The sequence below is a fragment of the Pedobacter miscanthi genome, assembly GCF_032678605.1.
GTDB classification, from domain to species: domain Bacteria; phylum Bacteroidota; class Bacteroidia; order Sphingobacteriales; family Sphingobacteriaceae; genus Pedobacter; species Pedobacter miscanthi_A.
In genome coordinates this window covers 197,434-213,731 of the sequence record NZ_JAVTSU010000010.1, presented here as the reverse complement: position 1 = coordinate 213,731, position 16,298 = coordinate 197,434, and the positions used below count along the sequence as shown (strand labels likewise).

13 protein-coding genes are annotated in these 16,298 nt (G+C 39.4%); 11 read left to right on the top strand and 2 right to left on the bottom strand.

Annotated features, from left to right (window positions below):
- Positions 1 to 46 precede the first annotated feature (46 nt).
- From R2R28_RS16450 to R2R28_RS16410, 9 genes are all read left to right on the top strand, one after another.
- Entirely contained in the window at positions 47 to 766 is a 720-nt protein-coding gene (locus tag R2R28_RS16450; RefSeq protein ID WP_316826778.1) for a hypothetical protein, read from the top strand.
- Between the two features lies 1 nt (position 767).
- Positions 768 to 1,613 carry a hypothetical protein gene (locus R2R28_RS16445; RefSeq protein ID WP_316826777.1) on the top strand — a complete coding sequence of 282 codons (846 nt, stop codon included), beginning with the start codon at positions 768 to 770 and terminating at the stop codon, positions 1,611 to 1,613.
- Positions 1,614 to 1,636: 23 nt separating this feature from the next.
- A complete protein-coding gene (locus R2R28_RS16440) occupies positions 1,637 to 3,475 on the top strand; it encodes a type VI secretion system Vgr family protein (protein ID WP_316826776.1) in 1,839 nt (612 codons plus the stop codon).
- Between the two features lie 6 nt (positions 3,476 to 3,481).
- Complete coding sequence (locus tag R2R28_RS16435; RefSeq protein WP_316826775.1) at positions 3,482 to 5,062, top strand: polymorphic toxin-type HINT domain-containing protein; 1,581 nt, start codon at positions 3,482 to 3,484, stop codon at positions 5,060 to 5,062.
- 12 nt (positions 5,063 to 5,074) lie between these two features.
- Positions 5,075 to 5,782, top strand: coding sequence for a hypothetical protein (locus R2R28_RS16430; RefSeq protein WP_316826774.1), 708 nt, complete (start codon positions 5,075 to 5,077; stop codon positions 5,780 to 5,782).
- A 132-nt stretch (positions 5,783 to 5,914) separates the two neighbouring features.
- Complete coding sequence (locus tag R2R28_RS16425) at positions 5,915 to 6,205, top strand: hypothetical protein (protein WP_316826773.1); 291 nt, start codon at positions 5,915 to 5,917, stop codon at positions 6,203 to 6,205.
- A gap of 145 nt (positions 6,206 to 6,350) precedes the next feature.
- On the top strand, positions 6,351 to 7,010 hold the full coding sequence (locus tag R2R28_RS16420) for a hypothetical protein (RefSeq protein ID WP_316826772.1): 660 nt from the start codon (positions 6,351 to 6,353) through the stop codon (positions 7,008 to 7,010).
- A gap of 30 nt (positions 7,011 to 7,040) precedes the next feature.
- Complete coding sequence (locus R2R28_RS16415) at positions 7,041 to 7,790, top strand: polymorphic toxin-type HINT domain-containing protein (RefSeq protein WP_316826771.1); 750 nt, start codon at positions 7,041 to 7,043, stop codon at positions 7,788 to 7,790.
- A 16-nt stretch (positions 7,791 to 7,806) separates the two neighbouring features.
- On the top strand, positions 7,807 to 8,364 hold the full coding sequence (locus tag R2R28_RS16410) for a hypothetical protein (RefSeq protein ID WP_316826770.1): 558 nt from the start codon (positions 7,807 to 7,809) through the stop codon (positions 8,362 to 8,364).
- Between the two features lie 176 nt (positions 8,365 to 8,540).
- Here R2R28_RS16410 and R2R28_RS16405 read toward each other — a convergent pair whose 3' ends face one another.
- The gene (locus R2R28_RS16405) at positions 8,541 to 9,434 is read right to left on the bottom strand and encodes a LysR family transcriptional regulator (protein WP_316826769.1); all 894 of its coding nucleotides are present in this window, start codon (positions 9,432 to 9,434) and stop codon (positions 8,541 to 8,543) included.
- A gap of 76 nt (positions 9,435 to 9,510) precedes the next feature.
- On the opposite strand from R2R28_RS16405, the gene hutH reads away from it, so the two are divergent.
- On the top strand, positions 9,511 to 11,046 hold the full coding sequence (gene hutH, locus R2R28_RS16400) for a histidine ammonia-lyase (RefSeq protein WP_316826768.1): 1,536 nt from the start codon (positions 9,511 to 9,513) through the stop codon (positions 11,044 to 11,046).
- Between the two features lie 19 nt (positions 11,047 to 11,065).
- Entirely contained in the window at positions 11,066 to 13,072 is a 2,007-nt protein-coding gene (locus R2R28_RS16395; protein ID WP_316826767.1) for a urocanate hydratase, read from the top strand.
- 667 nt (positions 13,073 to 13,739) lie between these two features.
- Here the strand turns inward: R2R28_RS16395 and R2R28_RS16390 are convergent.
- Positions 13,740 to 16,235, bottom strand: coding sequence for a PAS domain S-box protein (locus R2R28_RS16390; RefSeq protein ID WP_316826766.1), 2,496 nt, complete (start codon positions 16,233 to 16,235; stop codon positions 13,740 to 13,742).
- Positions 16,236 to 16,298: the final 63 nt, after the last annotated feature.

The following is a 16,298-nucleotide window of genomic DNA, read 5'->3' as shown; positions in this document are numbered from 1 at the left end:
GCACTAATAACGATTTTTGTTTGGGGTGTGATAAAAAGAGCTACCTATGGCTACCGACTTAGAATACATTAACCTGTTCAATGCCTGTACAATATCTCCACTAAAATTTGCAGAGATTAATCGGATTATTGATGATAAAATCATTAATAATAAATCGAGATATCAGGCCGTCAGAAATAAATTGCTCAATTTAACCCAGTATACTTATCGAAATACCTGTTTTTTAAGAGAACCCGACGAAAATTTTCTTAAAAACAATCCAAAAATTGCCAATAGCTTTTTTAGCCGTTCGTTTTCTGATACCGGCCTTTTTTCCGAAAGTACCGGCATTCCATGGTATTTTATTGCCTGTGTACATTACAGGGAGAGTAATTCTGATTTTAACAGGCATTTGCACAATGGCGATCCGCTTAGCGGTTTTACCAAGCAATATCCTCCTGATCGGCCAAAAATAAGTCATGGTCCACCATTTACTTTTGAAGAAAGTGCAGTAGATGCTTTAAAATTACGTAGCCTGGATAAGGAAGCTGTTTGGTCGTTACCAAAGGTGTTAATGCGTTTAGAGCGATATAACGGTGCAGCCCAGGCTTATCAAACCAACCATATCAATTCACCGTACCTGTGGGGTGGCTCTAATCTTTATACCAAAGGTGGTTTTCCAAGAGATCATGTTTTTAGTCTCGATTATGTAAACAAGCAAATTGGGACAGGCGTTATTTTAAAAGCAATGGAAAACAGGGGATTAATTAATATACCAAGGCAATAACATGAAAACAACCGGCATTTTATTTTTTTCTTTGGTCTTTCTGCTGTTTTCATGCGAAGCAAAGCACGATGAAAAAAAGCAAAGTGCGGCCAAGTTAATTGATTCTACCACACAGAATAATAAGAAGGCCGAATCTGCAGAAACCGATTCGCTCGAAAACTTAGCGTCCAAAATGGTAGCTTCAAGAGAAAGTTACCTCAATGATGGAAATACTGAAGCTGAAGAAATTTTTATTAAAGCACTTATAACTGCACTGCAGCAACCCAATTCATTTGAGAATGATTTTGTTGGTTTAAAAAAATATGAAATCAATGTAATCGCGGCCGATGACCATAAGCTAAGGCTTTTTTATTGGCTCTCACCTTATTCGGGTTCTATGTGGCATGTACAAAACATTGTTCAGTATAAGGATGACAATAGTGCGTTAACAGCCCTTTCATTTAACAGCCTTTACCAGGATAAAGATGACGAAGGAAGCCCTACGCCGTTTTTTGATCATGTTTATACCTTAAATACATCGCCTCAAAAAACCTATCTTTTTACCGGCTACGGGCAAATGAGCGGTACCGAACCTTATAGCGTAAGCCATGCTTTGGTAATCGACCATACAAAATTCAGTATCGATAAACCGCTCTTTAGGTTGGGGAAAGCGGTTAAAAATCAATTGTTTGCATCGGCCGATCTTAAAGAAGATCAGGACAAAGAAAAACTTATCGCGCAGCTGGCAATAACTTATAACCCCAAAAATAAAACCATCAACTATCCCGAGGTTAACGAAACAAAAAACGGATCAATTTTTACTGGAAAAAGAAATGTTTTAACCTTTCGTGATGGAATATTTAAGTAGTACCAAACTATTATTTAGTTGATATGGAAAAGAAATTAATCACCGAAATTAACATAGAAGATAAGGCCATTATGCATTTTGCTTCCTTTAGCTTAAAGCAGGCTTTTAATGCGCACCATTACTTCGAGCTGCGGTTTAACCACGACCAGATGGGTTCGCCGGGGATGATCAGTTTAAATGATAGCCGCGATTTTGTGGGTAAAACCCTTAGCGCCTCCTTTGGTTACGAATCGGGCAGTTTACAGGAGTTTGCTGGTTTGGTAACCAAGGTAGAACTGGCACAGAGCCATGGTTACCATGGCATATTAATCGTGAGTGGTTATAGCCCAACCATTTTGATCGATCGCGGACCAGATTTAGGTTCTTACCTGGATAAAGATTTAAATGCAATTGTTAAGCTGGCTACTTCAGAAGTACCACAAAACGACCTCAAAATTATATCTAATGCATCAAGAAAGGCACCAATTGATTATTTGATACAATATAGGGAAAGCGATTTCGATTTTTTAAACAGGCTTTCTGGAGAATACCACGAATGGTTTTATTACGACGGCAAACAACTTAATTTCGGTAAGCCCGACGATCAGAAGGAAATAGCACTGTTTTATGGCCGCGATGTGCAGAACCTTCAATATGCCATGGAAATTGCGCCGATAAAGAATAAACGTTTTGCCTATAATCCCAAACAGGATGAAATGTTACATAGTGAAAGTGCGGCAGCCGCTAACGGATCGCCCGATCTGGATCATGCTATCCAGGCATCCAATACAACGTTTAGCAAGATATTCAACCAGCCATCTTTAATCAGGGTTGATAACAATAGTGATATCAAGAGCCACGTAGATAATGAGGAAAAAGCAAACATCAGCAACCTTTTAAAAGTACATGCCAGCGGAGATAATGCGGCACTAGCATTAGCAAGCATTGCAGAAATTACCATGAGCTTAAGGAAAGAACTTGCTTTTAGTACCGAAAGTTTAGGTAAATTTCTCATCACCAGCATTAACCACGATATTGATGGCACAGGGAAGTATTACAATACTTTCGAAGGGCTGGTTTCTACAACTGAACGTATCCAGGTAAAAAATTATACCAAACCAAGCCCCGATATGCAGCTGGCTGATGTGGTGGATAATGCCGATCCGAAAGGGCATGGGCGGGTTAAAGTAAAATTTAAATGGGAATGTCAGTGCAACGACATCACCGAATGGCTGCGGGTAATTACGCCCGATGCCGGAAGCAGCGAAAAAGTAAGCAAAAACCGCGGTTTTTCTTTTGTACCCGAAGCAGGCGATCAGGTTGTAGTGGCCTTTGAAGAAGGTAACATTGCCCGGCCGATTGTATTAGGCAGTGTTTACCATGGTAAATCGGGCATTGGAGGTGGCGATACCAATAAAACCAAATCGTTAACTACCAGAAGCGGTAATACCATTATTATGGACGATAGTAATGGCAGCATTAACGTCAAAGATCCCAGCGGGAATGTAATTACCATGCATGGCAATGGACAGGTAACCTTAACCGCGCCCAATTCTTTTACCATCAACACCAAAGATTTTATTGTTAACGCCAGCAACAGCATTGCCATTAATGCCCAGCCTGGCGAAGAGGGTGGTGGTGAAGGAACAATTGCCATTAGCGCCAAGAAAACCATTGCTGCAACGGCCGATACCGAAGGTATTACCCTTGATGCAACAACCCTGGGCGTTGCCATTACCGGTAAAACCGAAGTGAGTGTTGAAAGTACTTCGGCATCAGCATCAGTAAAAGGGAGTACCGAAACCAAAATTGATGGTGCAGATGTTAAAATGAGCGGAACCGCCACGATAAGAATCAATTCTAATGATACTGATATAACCTAAAAGATTATGCCTGATCAGTTAGAATATATTGTAGATAAAGCCGTTTGCCATTGCGATAAAGGCGCTGCCCCTAATTTTTTTAAGGGGCTGGCCAATCAGAATGTTAAAATAAACGGCTGTATGGCCTGTACCAAGGCCGATAAAATCCCGATGAAAAATATCCCCTCTTTTGGGGTTTGTGCCGTAACTGGTTCTGCTTGTGCGCCAGCTCCAATTGATTGGACAGATACCTACAAAGTAAAAATCAAGGGACAGGAAACTTTACTGTTCAAATCTAAGCTACCCTGCAGTGTAGGTGGAAAAATCGAATTCATGACGAGTGGACAGATTCCCATCAGCGAAGAGGAACTGGCTAAAATGACCGATGAGCACAGTGAGGAGCAGGAAGATGAAGGCTGGGGCTGGTGGGATACCGCAGAACTGATTCCTGTTGTGGGCAGTATAATCGGTATTGTACGCTCGGCAGCAAAAGGCAACTGGTGGATGGTAGCCGCCAATGTTGGTTTTTTAGCGCTTGATATTGCCGGCGTGGTTAGTTTTGGTGCAACCACTGCCGCTTCTACCGCTGCAAAAGGAGGTTTAAAGGCAGGCTTAAAAGTTGCCGGTAAAGCCGCATTAGAGGCCGCCGGAAAAGCGCTGACCAAACAGGGAGCCAAAGCATTGGCAAAGGCAGCGGCCAAACATGTAGATGATATTGCCATGGCCACCATGAAAGTTTGTGTGTTTGCCTGTTTCCCCGAAGGTACCCCCGTTCATACCGCATCAGGACAAAAAAATATCGAGGAAATTGTAGCCGGTGATGAAGTTTGGGCCTGGGATGAAGAAAGCGGAACCGTTGCACTAAAAGTGGTAACCGCCACCATGCAACGTGAAGTTGATGCCACCGTAGAAATAACCTTAGAAGGAGAAACCATAGAAACCACTGCCGAACATCCTTTCTATACACGTGAAGGCTGGAAAGATGCAGCCGATTTAACCCCGAATGATGAACTAAAAACAAAAGAAGGCGAATGGAAGTTTATAAAAAAACATAAATTTGCTTATCAAAAGCGTAAAGTTTTTAACTTTGAAGTAGAGGGCTGGCATACCTATTTTGTAGGGATACTGGCCTGGTTGGTGCATAATGCCCATGTCTGTCTAACTGCAGCAGCAAAAGCAGGAGAAAAATGGGCAATTGATATTTTGAGAGGAATTGCCTTTAATAAAAAGGCTAATGCAGCAATGCTTAAACTTGCTGAAGAAAACGGCTTAAAGTACTTTTCTGAAACATGGTTAAAAAAGGGCGGTAAATTATTTTCTAGGGTAGATGGTTATATCCCGGGAAAGGCCATTATAGAACGAAAAGCAACTGATTTATCAAAGGTGTCAACAGAAACAGCAAAAAAATATATCGACCAGCTAGCTAAAAAATATAAGGAAGGCATGGAGATTGCCAATAAGTCTAAAGGAGAATTTTTAGAAGGGGAAAAATTCTTACAGGTAGACAAGATTGGTGATGTTTCCAAAGAAGTTTTAGAGCATGCAGCTGATAATGGAGTGAAAATTGTCGAAAACATTGAAGATATATTCAAAGGCATTGGATATTAAATTTAAAAATTAATGAATAGTATCACGTTTGATCATAGATTTTATAATGATGTCCGTTATTCAATAATGGATGAAGAAAAAAGCTTAAATAACATCAAAACAAGAGTTGAAGATGATGTTTCTAAAGCAACTTGGAAAGAACACGGTAAAACCACAGAAAATTGGGCAAAATATGCACATGCTCATCATCTTTGGTATCCCACAACTATATATAAGGACAAAGAACCATATGCTTATATTGTGAATACGGAAAAAACAGTACATGTTAAGTTTCTTAATGAAAGATTGTTTTGGACAGTAAGTATGGTTTTTAAAAAAGAAGATAATGATAGAATGTTTTTAAGTGAGGTTTGGATTAGGAGTTATGCCGGTAAAAATAATGAAATGTTAAAAGATTTATTACAGGATCAACATTTAATTTTTACCCCCAAAGGAAATCTTAATGTTACTACAGAAACGATTATTCGGGAACCCTCAGTGAAAATTGAGCGAGAAGAGAAAGAAGCAGCACATCCTGTTAATGTTTCTCAGAATTGGATTAAAATCCCTAAGTATGGGGAATATGAGGAACTCTTGGATTACGAATCTATTATTAAACCAGGTGATCTTTTAAAAGGTATAGATACAAGTGCCGTAGCACCTCCTGCGAGTATTAACACCGATCAAAGCGATAAAAAAAACGATAATCCCTGGCTACCTAAAGATTGGAATAAGAATTAAATAGAAAGCGACTAATAGGTCGCTTTTTTTTGGCCCTACCAAAAGCGTAAAGTTTTTAACTTTGAAGTAGAGGGCTGGCATACCTATTTTGTAGGGATACTGGCCTGGTTGGTACATAATGCAAGACCTTGTTTGAGTCAGATAAAACATCTTCCTGAATGGTTGGCGAGAATGTACAAAGGAAATTACTTCAATTTTATAAGAGAAGGCTTTTATAAAAGGATGGGAGGTTTTAACGAAGTTGTTTTAGAAACAGGTAAAAGATTAGATAGCTATATTCCCGGTAAAGAAATTGTATCTAGAAAATTTTCGCAACTAGCAAATGTTACAGAGGAAACCGCAAAAAAATATATTGATGAGCTTGTAGAAAAATATGGGCCTGAGACTTTAATAAAAAAACACCTAGAAATGCTGATGCTATAGCACAAGGTGGCGAAAAACTGTCTGGAGAAATGATATTGGAAGTGCCAGTTCAAAAAGGAGGTATTCCGCAATCAGTATTGGATCACGCCAAAGATGCAGGTGTGAAAATTAGGGACATAGGGGGAAATTTATATAAATAATTTTAATGGAAGTAATATTTAAAACTTGGCTTTATGGCTATAAGGAGTTGAACACAGAAAAAGGTGCAGTTGGTCGGTGGGATCTGTGGAATAAAACAAAATACAAGCAAAAAGTAGAAAAAGGGGAATTAACCTCGCAAGATGTTGCACAGCTAAACCATAAAGAAAAGCTGGGCTATGAGTTTTGTATCTTTAATGAGGATAATCAAGAATTTCCATTTTGCACTGCAAATGTAATTTTAAAAAGTAGCCATGCAGGAGTTGAGTTTATTGATTTTATTGGAAGAAAGTATCTGAACTATCTTTTAGGCGAGTCTTTACGTAATAAAGAAGAATTATTTCTCCGAGAAATATGGTACTATCATTTCACCTCAGAGAGTGGGGAGAATGAAGATTACAGGATGCATTTTGTATTCGATGAAGAAGGCAATATCAATTACAGAAAGTATGATGATAAAAACCAAAAATTCGAAGATTATGAGAGTAATCGGAAATTTGATGTGAGTGGTTTATATGAGCCATATCCAAATTTCGGGGAGTATGAATCATTGATCCGTCTCGATCGTAATCTCCCATTAGATATTTTCCCTAAAGATGGCAATAACGATAATGATCCCGATGTTCCTAAAAACCCTTGGTTGCCTGGAGATTGGAATAAGAGTTAAATAGAAAGCGGCTGATAGGTCGCTTTTTTTGTGCTATGTAGTTTTTTTGCCTGTTTTACCGGTGATACACTGGTACATGTGAAAAATGGCTTAAAAGAAATAAAAGATATACAGCTGAATGATGAAGTATATAGTTATGATATCGATACAAATTCTGTAAACCTTAGAAAGGTTATTGGCTTATTCAATGACGATGTTGAGGAAATTTTAAAAATAACGACACATAAAGGAGTTATCCTTACAACGAAAAACCATCCCTTCTATGTCAATGGTGAATACAAAGATGCAGAACAGATAGAAGTAGGAGATCGACTATTTTCTATAAAGGGAGGGGATTCGCAAGTAATTTCAACAGAAATTTCTTTCAGGAAAGTTAAAGTTTATACTTTTGAGGTAGAAATAGATGAGTGCTATTTTGTTGGAGAGAATGGTTACTTGGTTCATAATGCCTGTTATCATACTACTTTTTTTGGTGCATATCCCTGGTTAAGAGGTAAGGTTGTTGTTCATCATGCTATAGAGCAGCAGGTATTGAAAAGGTATCCAGGAATATTTACAAAAGCAGAGATTCATGCGTTAGAAAACTTGAGGGGAATACCTAAAAAAATAAACAATGATCTGCATTTAAGTGAAATTAGAAAAGAATGGAACAAATTTTATAAAAGATTTGATCAGGCAGGAATAGTTCCAAGTAAAAAACAACTTGAAGATTATGCTAGGGCAATTGATAAAAAATTTTCAAATCAATTTGACCCTCCTTTTTCAGTTTGGCCCAGATAAATAAATATAATTAATAATGAAAGATTATAAGAAAATACAGCCTGAGGTTATTGTTGGTTTGGGAGATAATACTGAGTTCGTAGAGAAAGCACCACCTTTTAAGACAGTTATAAAACTCCATATAAATTTAGAGGACTGGCTTGGTGATGATTTGATGGAGTGCTATCCTTGTTATATTATAACCGAAAATTTAAAAAAACTTCTGGAAGACAATTCTTTTAAAGGCTTTGAGATCCGGGATATGAATGTTTCGTTAGATGAAAATTTTGAGAATAATTACCAGCAAAGTAAATCGCTGCCTGAATTTTATCAATTAAAGATAACGGGTCGAAGAAATAATGATGATCTTTTTCTTGATGAAGATAAAAATTTGAATATAAGTGGAACATTTTTAGATTTTCTTCAATTAAATGTGGATTTAAAATATCTAGAGATAGAACCTGAAAGAAATGACTTTGATGATTTATTAGATCAGATGATAGCAGAAAGTAAAGGTTCAAATGATACAAACAAATCTGACCCGAAAAATGAGGATGATAAGGGCTGGCTTCCTCCAGACTGGAATAAGGATTAATAAAAAGCGACCAAAAGGTCGCTTTTTTAGTTCTATCAAAAACGTAAAGTTTATAACTTTGAGGTAGAGGGTTGGAATACCTATTTTGTTGGTATATTGGCTTAGTTGGTACATAATGCCCATGTCTGTTTAACTGCGGCCAAAAGCGTAAAGCTTTATCTCAGAAGCAGATAATCTTAAATCTTATCCTTTAATAAAAGCTTAATCACATTTTTTAATGCAGGATTTCGGTTAGATTCTTTCCAGATCATATACAGTTCTGTTCTTTGTTGAATATGGGTAAGTTCTACAAACTTCACATTTTCCTGATAGCCATATTGCAGGCCGGTAGGTACTATGGCAATGCCCAAACCTTCTTCCACCAGTTTGTAAATAGTTAACGCATTAACCGATTTGTGGTAAGTTTTGGGTTTAAAACCATGATCCTCACAAATGCTCATCATCAGGTCGTAATAAAATGGACTATCGTCGCTCGAGAAAAAGATAAAAGGCTCGTTGCCCAATTTTTTTATTGCTTCAAAACTTGCCTTTTTCATGGGGTGGCTTTTGGGCAGCACCAGCGAAAAAGTGTCCTGGTGGATCATGTATTTGGAAATTCCTGGTTTAAACTGTTGCATCCGCACAAAACCCATGTCGAGCATATCTTTTTCCAGTAATTCAATCTGTAGTTTATTAGGCATTTCATCCAGATTGGTCCTGATTTCCGGGAAATCTTTGTTCAGTTTAAAAATCACCTCCGGGACAATTTTTTGTGCTGCAGAGCCTAAAAAACCAATGCGAAGTTCGCCTTGTTTACCCTCATTAATGTTGCTGATCTGTTTTTTGATGTTTTCGATATGGCTAAAGAGAAAATCTACTTCATCTTTAAGGTAGAGGCCTGCTTCCGTAAGTTCCACCTTTTTCTTAGTACGATCGAAGAGTGGAGCATTAAAAATTTCCTCCATCTGTTTAATCTGCCGGCTCAGTCCCGGTTGAGAAATAAAAAGGCGATCGGCCGCTTTTCTAAACTTCAGTTCCTCTGCCAGAACCTGAAAATATTTTAAATGCCTAAGTTCTATTTGATAACCCATGGTTATTACATGATGATGTAATTGGTATTTATAGGTATCAAATATAGGGCTTATTTTTGTTTAAAACCTTTTTAACATGAGCGAGCAACAGATTTTTAATTACGGAACAGATCATTTAACCGCTAAGCTGGCTTTAGCCATCAGCAATGGCGAAATTAAAGGCCTTTTGAGTGAAAGCACACGTACTAAAGTGCTCGAAAGCAGTAAGGTGGTTGAGCGGATTTCAGTTTCCGGTAAAGCAGTTTATGGCATCAATACCGGCTTTGGTCCGTTGTGTACTTCGATGATTTCGGCGGTTGATACCCGTAAATTACAAGAGAATATTCTGAAAAGCCACGCGGTCGGTGTAGGCGAACCAATTGATAACGAAATATCAAAACTAATGCTGGTATTAAAACTACAGGCTTTAGCCCAGGGTTATTCAGGCATTAAAATAGAAACACTCGACCGGATGATCTGGTTTTTAGAAATCGGTGCTACACCATTGGTGCCCAAACAAGGCTCAGTTGGTGCTTCCGGCGATCTAGCCCCTTTGTCGCACTTGTTTTTGCCTTTAATTGGTTTAGGTAAGGTGCATTACAAAGGCGAAGTTATGACTACAGCCCAACTTTTACAAGAATTTAAGATGAGTCCGCTGCAATTGGGTCCAAAAGAAGGCCTGGCCTTAATTAATGGTACCCAGTTTATAGCCGCACATGCTGTTAAAGTAGTGCAACGTTTGGAAAATGTACTGGCTTCTGCCGATATTATTGCCGCAATGATGATTGAAGGACTACAAGGCTCCGAAAAGCCATTTCATGCACAGCTTCATCAGTTAAGGCCTTATCCGGCAAATATTGCGGTGGCAGAGCAGGTACGGAAACTGTTACAGGGATCTGAAATTATGAAATCACATGCCAATTGCGCCAAAGTTCAGGATCCCTATTCGTTAAGGTGCATTCCGCAGGTGCATGGTGCTTCCCGAACGGCATGGATACACCTAAAAGAAGCTTTAGAAATCGAACTCAATTCAGTAACCGATAATCCTGTCATATTTAACGATGATTTAACCATCAGTGGAGGTAATTTTCATGGTCAGCCATTGGCTTTACCACTCGATTATGCTTGTTTAGCCGCCTCAGAAATCGGGAACATCAGCGATCGCAGGATTTATCTTTCGCTGGAAGGAAATACCCCGGGTGTACCGAAATTACTGATGAAAGAAACAGGATTAAATTCGGGTTTTATGATTGTTCAATACACTTCCGCAGCTTTAGCGAGCGAGAATAAAGGGCTTTGTTTCCCCGCCAGTGCCGATAGTATCCCAACTTCGCTTGGTCAGGAAGATCATGTGAGTATGGGTTCTATTAGCGGACGTAAAGCTTTACAGGTAATCGAAAATGTAGAAAAAATCCTCGGCATCGAACTCTTCTGTGCTGCACAGGCTGTTGATTACCATCATCCATTAAAACCAGGAAAAATATTAGCTGCGGTGCACGATTTTGTGCGTACCGAAATTGATCATTTTGAAGAAGATCAAATCATGTACGATCGAATGGAAAATGCCATCGAAATGGTACAGCAAGGTAAAATTGTTGCCGTTGCAAGTGAGGCAGAATCGACATTAAACTAAGATTTTAAAATTGCAAAATATGGATTTTAAAGCACAGATACTGGCAGGTATTCCTTCAACATTGCCTGCTCCCAAAACAAGAAATACAGCATTGAGCCATGCTCCTGTAAGGAAAGATGTTTTAAATGCAGGTGAAAAAAAGCTGAGTATTAAAAATGCTTTACGTTATTTTCCAGAGGCATGGCATGCAGAACTGGCACCAGAATTTTTAGCTGAACTGCAAAACTACGGTCATATTTATATGTACCGTTTTATGCCCGATTATACTATTTATGCAAGGCCGATAAATGAATACCCTTGCCTTACAATGCATGCTGGGGCAATTATGCTCATGATTCAGAATAATCTGGATCCGGCAATAGCCCAGCATCCCGAAGAGCTGATTACTTATGGCGGTAATGGGAGCGTGTTCCAAAATTGGGCGCAGTATTTATTAACGATGCAATACCTTGCTACCATGACCGATCAGCAAACGCTGAATATTTATAGCGGGCATCCACAGGGTTTATTCCCCTCAAGTACCGCTGCGCCGCGTGTGGTGGTTACCAATGGCATGATGGTACCGAATTATTCTTCGCCCGGGGATCTTGAAAAGTTTAGCGCCTTAGGGGTAACCCAGTATGGACAAATGACGGCGGGTTCTTATATGTATATAGGGCCTCAGGGCATTGTACATGGTACAGCCATTACCTTAATGAACGCTTTTCGCAAAAAAGGTTTTTATGGGCAGGATACCGCTGGTAAAATATTCCTTACCGCAGGTTTGGGTGGCATGAGTGGTGCACAAACCAAAGCGGGTAATATTGTGGGCTGTATTACCGTGTGTGCAGAGGTAAATCCAAAGGCTGCAACCAAAAGGCATCAACAAGGCTGGGTAGATGAGTTGATCGATAATTTGGATGAACTGGTTAACCGTGTAATATTAGCTCAAAAAGGAAAAGAAACGGTTTCCGTGGCTTACATTGGCAACATCGTTGATGTTTGGGAACGCTTTGATCAGGAAAATATCGAAATTGCCATTGGTTCTGACCAAACTTCATTGCATAATCCATACTCAGGAGGTTATTATCCGGTAGGATTGAGTTTTGAAGAAGCCAATAAAATGATGGCCAATGCAGCCGATCAATTTAGGGTTGATGTTCAGGATTCGTTAAAAAGACAGGCAGCCAGCATTAACAAACATACCGCCAAAGGAACTTACTTTTTTGATTATGGAAATGCTTTTCTGCTAGAGTGTAGTAGAGCAGGCGCCGATGTAATGGCGGTTAATGGGATCGATTTTAGGTACCCCTCTTACGTAGAAGATATTTTAGGACCATTGTGTTTCGATTATGGATTTGGTCCGTTTAGGTGGGTATGTGCTTCCGGGAGCGAGAAGGATCTCGATTTAACTGATCGCATCGCAAAAGAAGTAATGGAAGAAATTAAATTAACTGCCCCATCAGAAATACAGCAACAGTTACAGGATAATATTAACTGGATTACTGCAGCCAAGGAGAACAAGCTTGTAGTAGGTTCAAAAGCGCGGATTTTATATGCCGATGCCGAAGGGAGGGCAAAGATCGCGCTGAAATTTAATGAAGCCATTAAAACAGGTGAATTATCTGCAGCAGTTATTCTAGGTAGAGATCATCATGATGTAAGCGGAACAGATTCGCCCTTCAGGGAAACAAGTAATATTTATGATGGAAGCAGGTTTACCGCAGATATGGCCATCCATAATGTAATTGGTGATAGTTTTAGGGGTGCAACCTGGGTTTCGATCCATAATGGTGGTGGCGTTGGCTGGGGCGAGGTAATAAATGGTGGTTTTGGAATGGTGCTGGATGGAAGCAGCCAGGCAGCAGAAAAATTGCAGAACATGCTTTTTTATGATGTAAATAACGGAATTGCCAGAAGAAGCTGGGCACGCAACAAAGAAGCCCGTTTTGCCATCGAACGCGAAATGGAACGGACAGGTACTTTAAAAATTACGCTCCCAAATCTGGTTGATGATGCCTTATTGGATGGATTAGGAATAGGTTAAGGTTTAAAAAAAAAATCTTTTTTGTCAGTGGTGGAGGTTAGCATTTTTCAAATACATTGGAGGTTTAATGACAGTGCGTATAATCGTCATTGCCAGCTCGACTGGCAATCGTAATGCCTTAGTAGGGATTGCAGGTTGCATTAAGATTAGCTTCGCTGAGCACTTCGAAAGTTTGAGTGATATTTTCACAAAACCACTGCGTTTTAGGTTTGGTAGCGCAAGTTGTCCTATTGTGCAACTGTTTTTTTGATCCTTCCGCCACTTGGGATTGACGGAGTTCTTCGGTTAGGGCTGGGTTATTTCAAAGCAAGCCAGCATAACGCCACAAAAATTTAAAAAAGATGTGTCCACACGATAGGACTGCGCGGGAATGACGGGCGATTTTCTAAATCTGTCATTGATAACGCAGTGAAGAATCTTTGTCTATTGGATTGTATTTAAGAACTGAAGATTCTTCTTTTTACTATTTTTTTTCGCGCGCAGGTATGAGTCGTAATGCAAGTGCTTTAAGATTCCCAATCAAGTTGGGAATGACGAAACTATTAAGAATTCTTCCAGAAAATCGGGGCTGGCTGTCGGCTGAAAAGCTTTCTCGCAATGATGAATTTCTCTAATCCTCTGTGCCCCTCTGCGAAAAACCCGATGTACTCTGTGGTAAAATATGCGATCAACTCAAAGGCAAAGTAAAATGAAACACAGAACCTTTGCCTTCTTCACTTTCGGCCCATATTTTACCATGATGCCTTTCAATAATTTCCGCGCTGAGGTAAAGCCCTATACCAAAACCCGAAATGGTATGGTTGCCTTGTACCCGGTAATAACGCTCGAAAAGTTTATCAAGATCATCGGGTTTAATTCCTATGCCTTCATCTTTTATCTGAATTTCAACCTCAGTATCAGATAATTTGCAGGTAACTTCGATGTTTGTACCGTTATCTGAATATTTTAAACTATTGCTGATCAGGTTAGAAATTACATTTCCGATTTTATCACGATCTGCATGGACGGTTACCTCGCAGGTTGGCTTTAATATAATCTGGTGAGACGATTGCGAAATATAAGTTTCTTCAATGGTTTCTTTTAAAAGGTTATCCAGGTTAAAATCACTTTTTTCGATTAAAAGTTTACCCGATTCCAGTCGCGATACATTTAAGAAACCATTAATCATGGTGGTCATTTTTCTGATCTGGCTATGTGTCTTATCCAAAGCAATAATTGCATAATTGTCTTCGTCTTTTTTAGCTTTACGCTGCAAAACCTGCACAAAACCATTAATAGCCGTTAAAGGGGTTTTTAGCTCATGACTTACCATGCCGATAAAGTCATTTTTCCTCAGTTCATCCAGTTTCTGCTCCGTGATATCAATAAATAAACCCGAATATTCTGTCGCATTTCCGTATTGATCTACAAATACCCTTCCCGTTGCCCTTACCCATTTTTCTTCACCGGTAACTAAGTTGTTAATGGGGTATTCTGTATCGCTTGATGAATGGTTTTTTAAGGCATTTCCTAATGCAGTATTCAGCATATCATGATAATCCTCGTTAACGGCATTCATAATGGCTTCCATGGCAACCGGTTGATCAATTGGTAAGCCAAGCAAGTTTTTAACAAAATCAGACATACTTATTTCGAGCGTTTTTGGGTTGATGCTCCAGGTACCCATTCTACCCGTTTCTATCGCCTGGCGAAGTTTTTCTTCACTTTCAGCCAGTTTATTTACATATTGAATCAGGTCTTCATGTGTTTGGGCAAGTTCTTCGTTGGTAGTCGCCAACTCTTCATTTGCTGCGGCCATTTCCATATTAATATCCTGAAGTTCTTCCTGATAAAGTTTTCTTTCTGTAATATCAGGACTTACCGTAGCCATGGCAATTACTTCATCGTTCTCTTCATTTTTAATGGCAAAACCATTCCACTCAATCCAAAAAGGTTTTCCTGTTTTCTCGTTCCAGAAACGGATTTCCTCCCTAAAGTTCAGGTTGTGCAAAATTCCTGGTAAAAGTTGTTCTGCCATTTGCCTGTCGTCCGGAAAAACGCAGTCTAAAATCGTCCGATTGGTTACACTCTCCCAACCCAATTTCTTTATAGCCGCAGGGTTTAAATACTGGATAGACATATCAAGCCCTGCCAGACCTATAAATTCTGAGCTGGCTTCAATCAGTTTGGTCAGGTTTAAACGCTCCAGTTCAATCAGTTTTCGTTCGGTAATATCCACACACGAGGTAATATAACCCGCAAAAGATCCGTTTGCATGGAAACGCGGCGGGCCGCTGGCCAGCAGCCACCTGTAATCGCCTTTTTTACTCAGGATCCTGAATTCGCCTACAAACGGTTTTTTCGCAGCAAAGGCAGCTTGATAAAGCTGTTCATACCTGTATTGGTCATCCGGGTGTACGAGGTTAATCCAGTTAAACGCAAGCAGGTCTTTCATTGACCGGCCGGTGAGATCTGTCCATGATTTATTAAAATAAATCGCGTTTCCATTTTCATCACCTACGGCAATAAAAATGTCTGTGCCTTCGGCCATCGTTTTAAAACGTTTTTCGCTTTCCGAAAGTTGATTAAAACGTTCCAGAACCCGCAATTCCAGTTCATTATTTAAAACATGTAATGTTTCTTGTGTTTCCTGCAGTTCTTCGTTTGTAGCAACCAGTTCTTCATTCGTTGCTGCTAATTCTTCAACAGTTGCGGCCAGTTCTTCATTTAAAGCCTGCTCACGCTGCAATGCTTCTGCTTTCTCACGCTCCCTTTCTACCGCTTCCTGCCTAAGTACCCGCTCACTCACATCAATTGCAGTATGCAAAATACAGATGGTTTTTCCCTCATCATCTTTTATTGCCCGGTACTCAAAGTCAAAATAAAAGGTTTGGAGCTGTCCGTCTATTATAATATCGGCAGCAGTATCTTTTCCTGATATCACCAGTCCTTCGAGCCAAACTTTTCTGAACATTTCGATAAAAGGCTGGCCTTTTAATTCAGGCAAGGCATCTTCTAAAGATTTTCCGATGATGCTTCGGTCTTTCCCCCAAATCCTGAGCATCGCATCGTTTGCAACCTGAATTATAGCAGTTTCTCCAACATGAACAGCAGTGGCAGTATAGGTTAAGTTAAAAACTTCTAATAGTTGATCGTTGCTTAAAAGGTGACTGTACTGACTCATTTATGGGATATTAAGGGATAATCTAAAATAAATATTTTATCTAAATTTCAAAATAACTTAGTC

What these genes read in the sequence shown, in the direction of transcription:
- R2R28_RS16450 (WP_316826778.1), top strand. Translation starts at nt 47, where the DNA reads ATGGCTACCGACTTAGAATACATTAACCTGTTCAATGCCTGTACAATA.
- R2R28_RS16445 (WP_316826777.1), top strand. Translation starts at nt 768, where the DNA reads ATGAAAACAACCGGCATTTTATTTTTTTCTTTGGTCTTTCTGCTGTTT.
- R2R28_RS16440 (WP_316826776.1), top strand. Translation starts at nt 1,637, where the DNA reads ATGGAAAAGAAATTAATCACCGAAATTAACATAGAAGATAAGGCCATT.
- R2R28_RS16435 (WP_316826775.1), top strand. Translation starts at nt 3,482, where the DNA reads ATGCCTGATCAGTTAGAATATATTGTAGATAAAGCCGTTTGCCATTGC.
- R2R28_RS16430 (WP_316826774.1), top strand. Translation starts at nt 5,075, where the DNA reads ATGAATAGTATCACGTTTGATCATAGATTTTATAATGATGTCCGTTAT.
- R2R28_RS16420 (WP_316826772.1), top strand. Translation starts at nt 6,351, where the DNA reads ATGGAAGTAATATTTAAAACTTGGCTTTATGGCTATAAGGAGTTGAAC.
- R2R28_RS16410 (WP_316826770.1), top strand. Translation starts at nt 7,807, where the DNA reads ATGAAAGATTATAAGAAAATACAGCCTGAGGTTATTGTTGGTTTGGGA.
- R2R28_RS16405 (WP_316826769.1), bottom strand. Translation starts at nt 9,434, where the DNA reads ATGGGTTATCAAATAGAACTTAGGCATTTAAAATATTTTCAGGTTCTG.
- hutH (WP_316826768.1), top strand. Translation starts at nt 9,511, where the DNA reads ATGAGCGAGCAACAGATTTTTAATTACGGAACAGATCATTTAACCGCT.
- R2R28_RS16395 (WP_316826767.1), top strand. Translation starts at nt 11,066, where the DNA reads ATGGATTTTAAAGCACAGATACTGGCAGGTATTCCTTCAACATTGCCT.
- R2R28_RS16390 (WP_316826766.1), bottom strand. Translation starts at nt 16,235, where the DNA reads ATGAGTCAGTACAGTCACCTTTTAAGCAACGATCAACTATTAGAAGTT.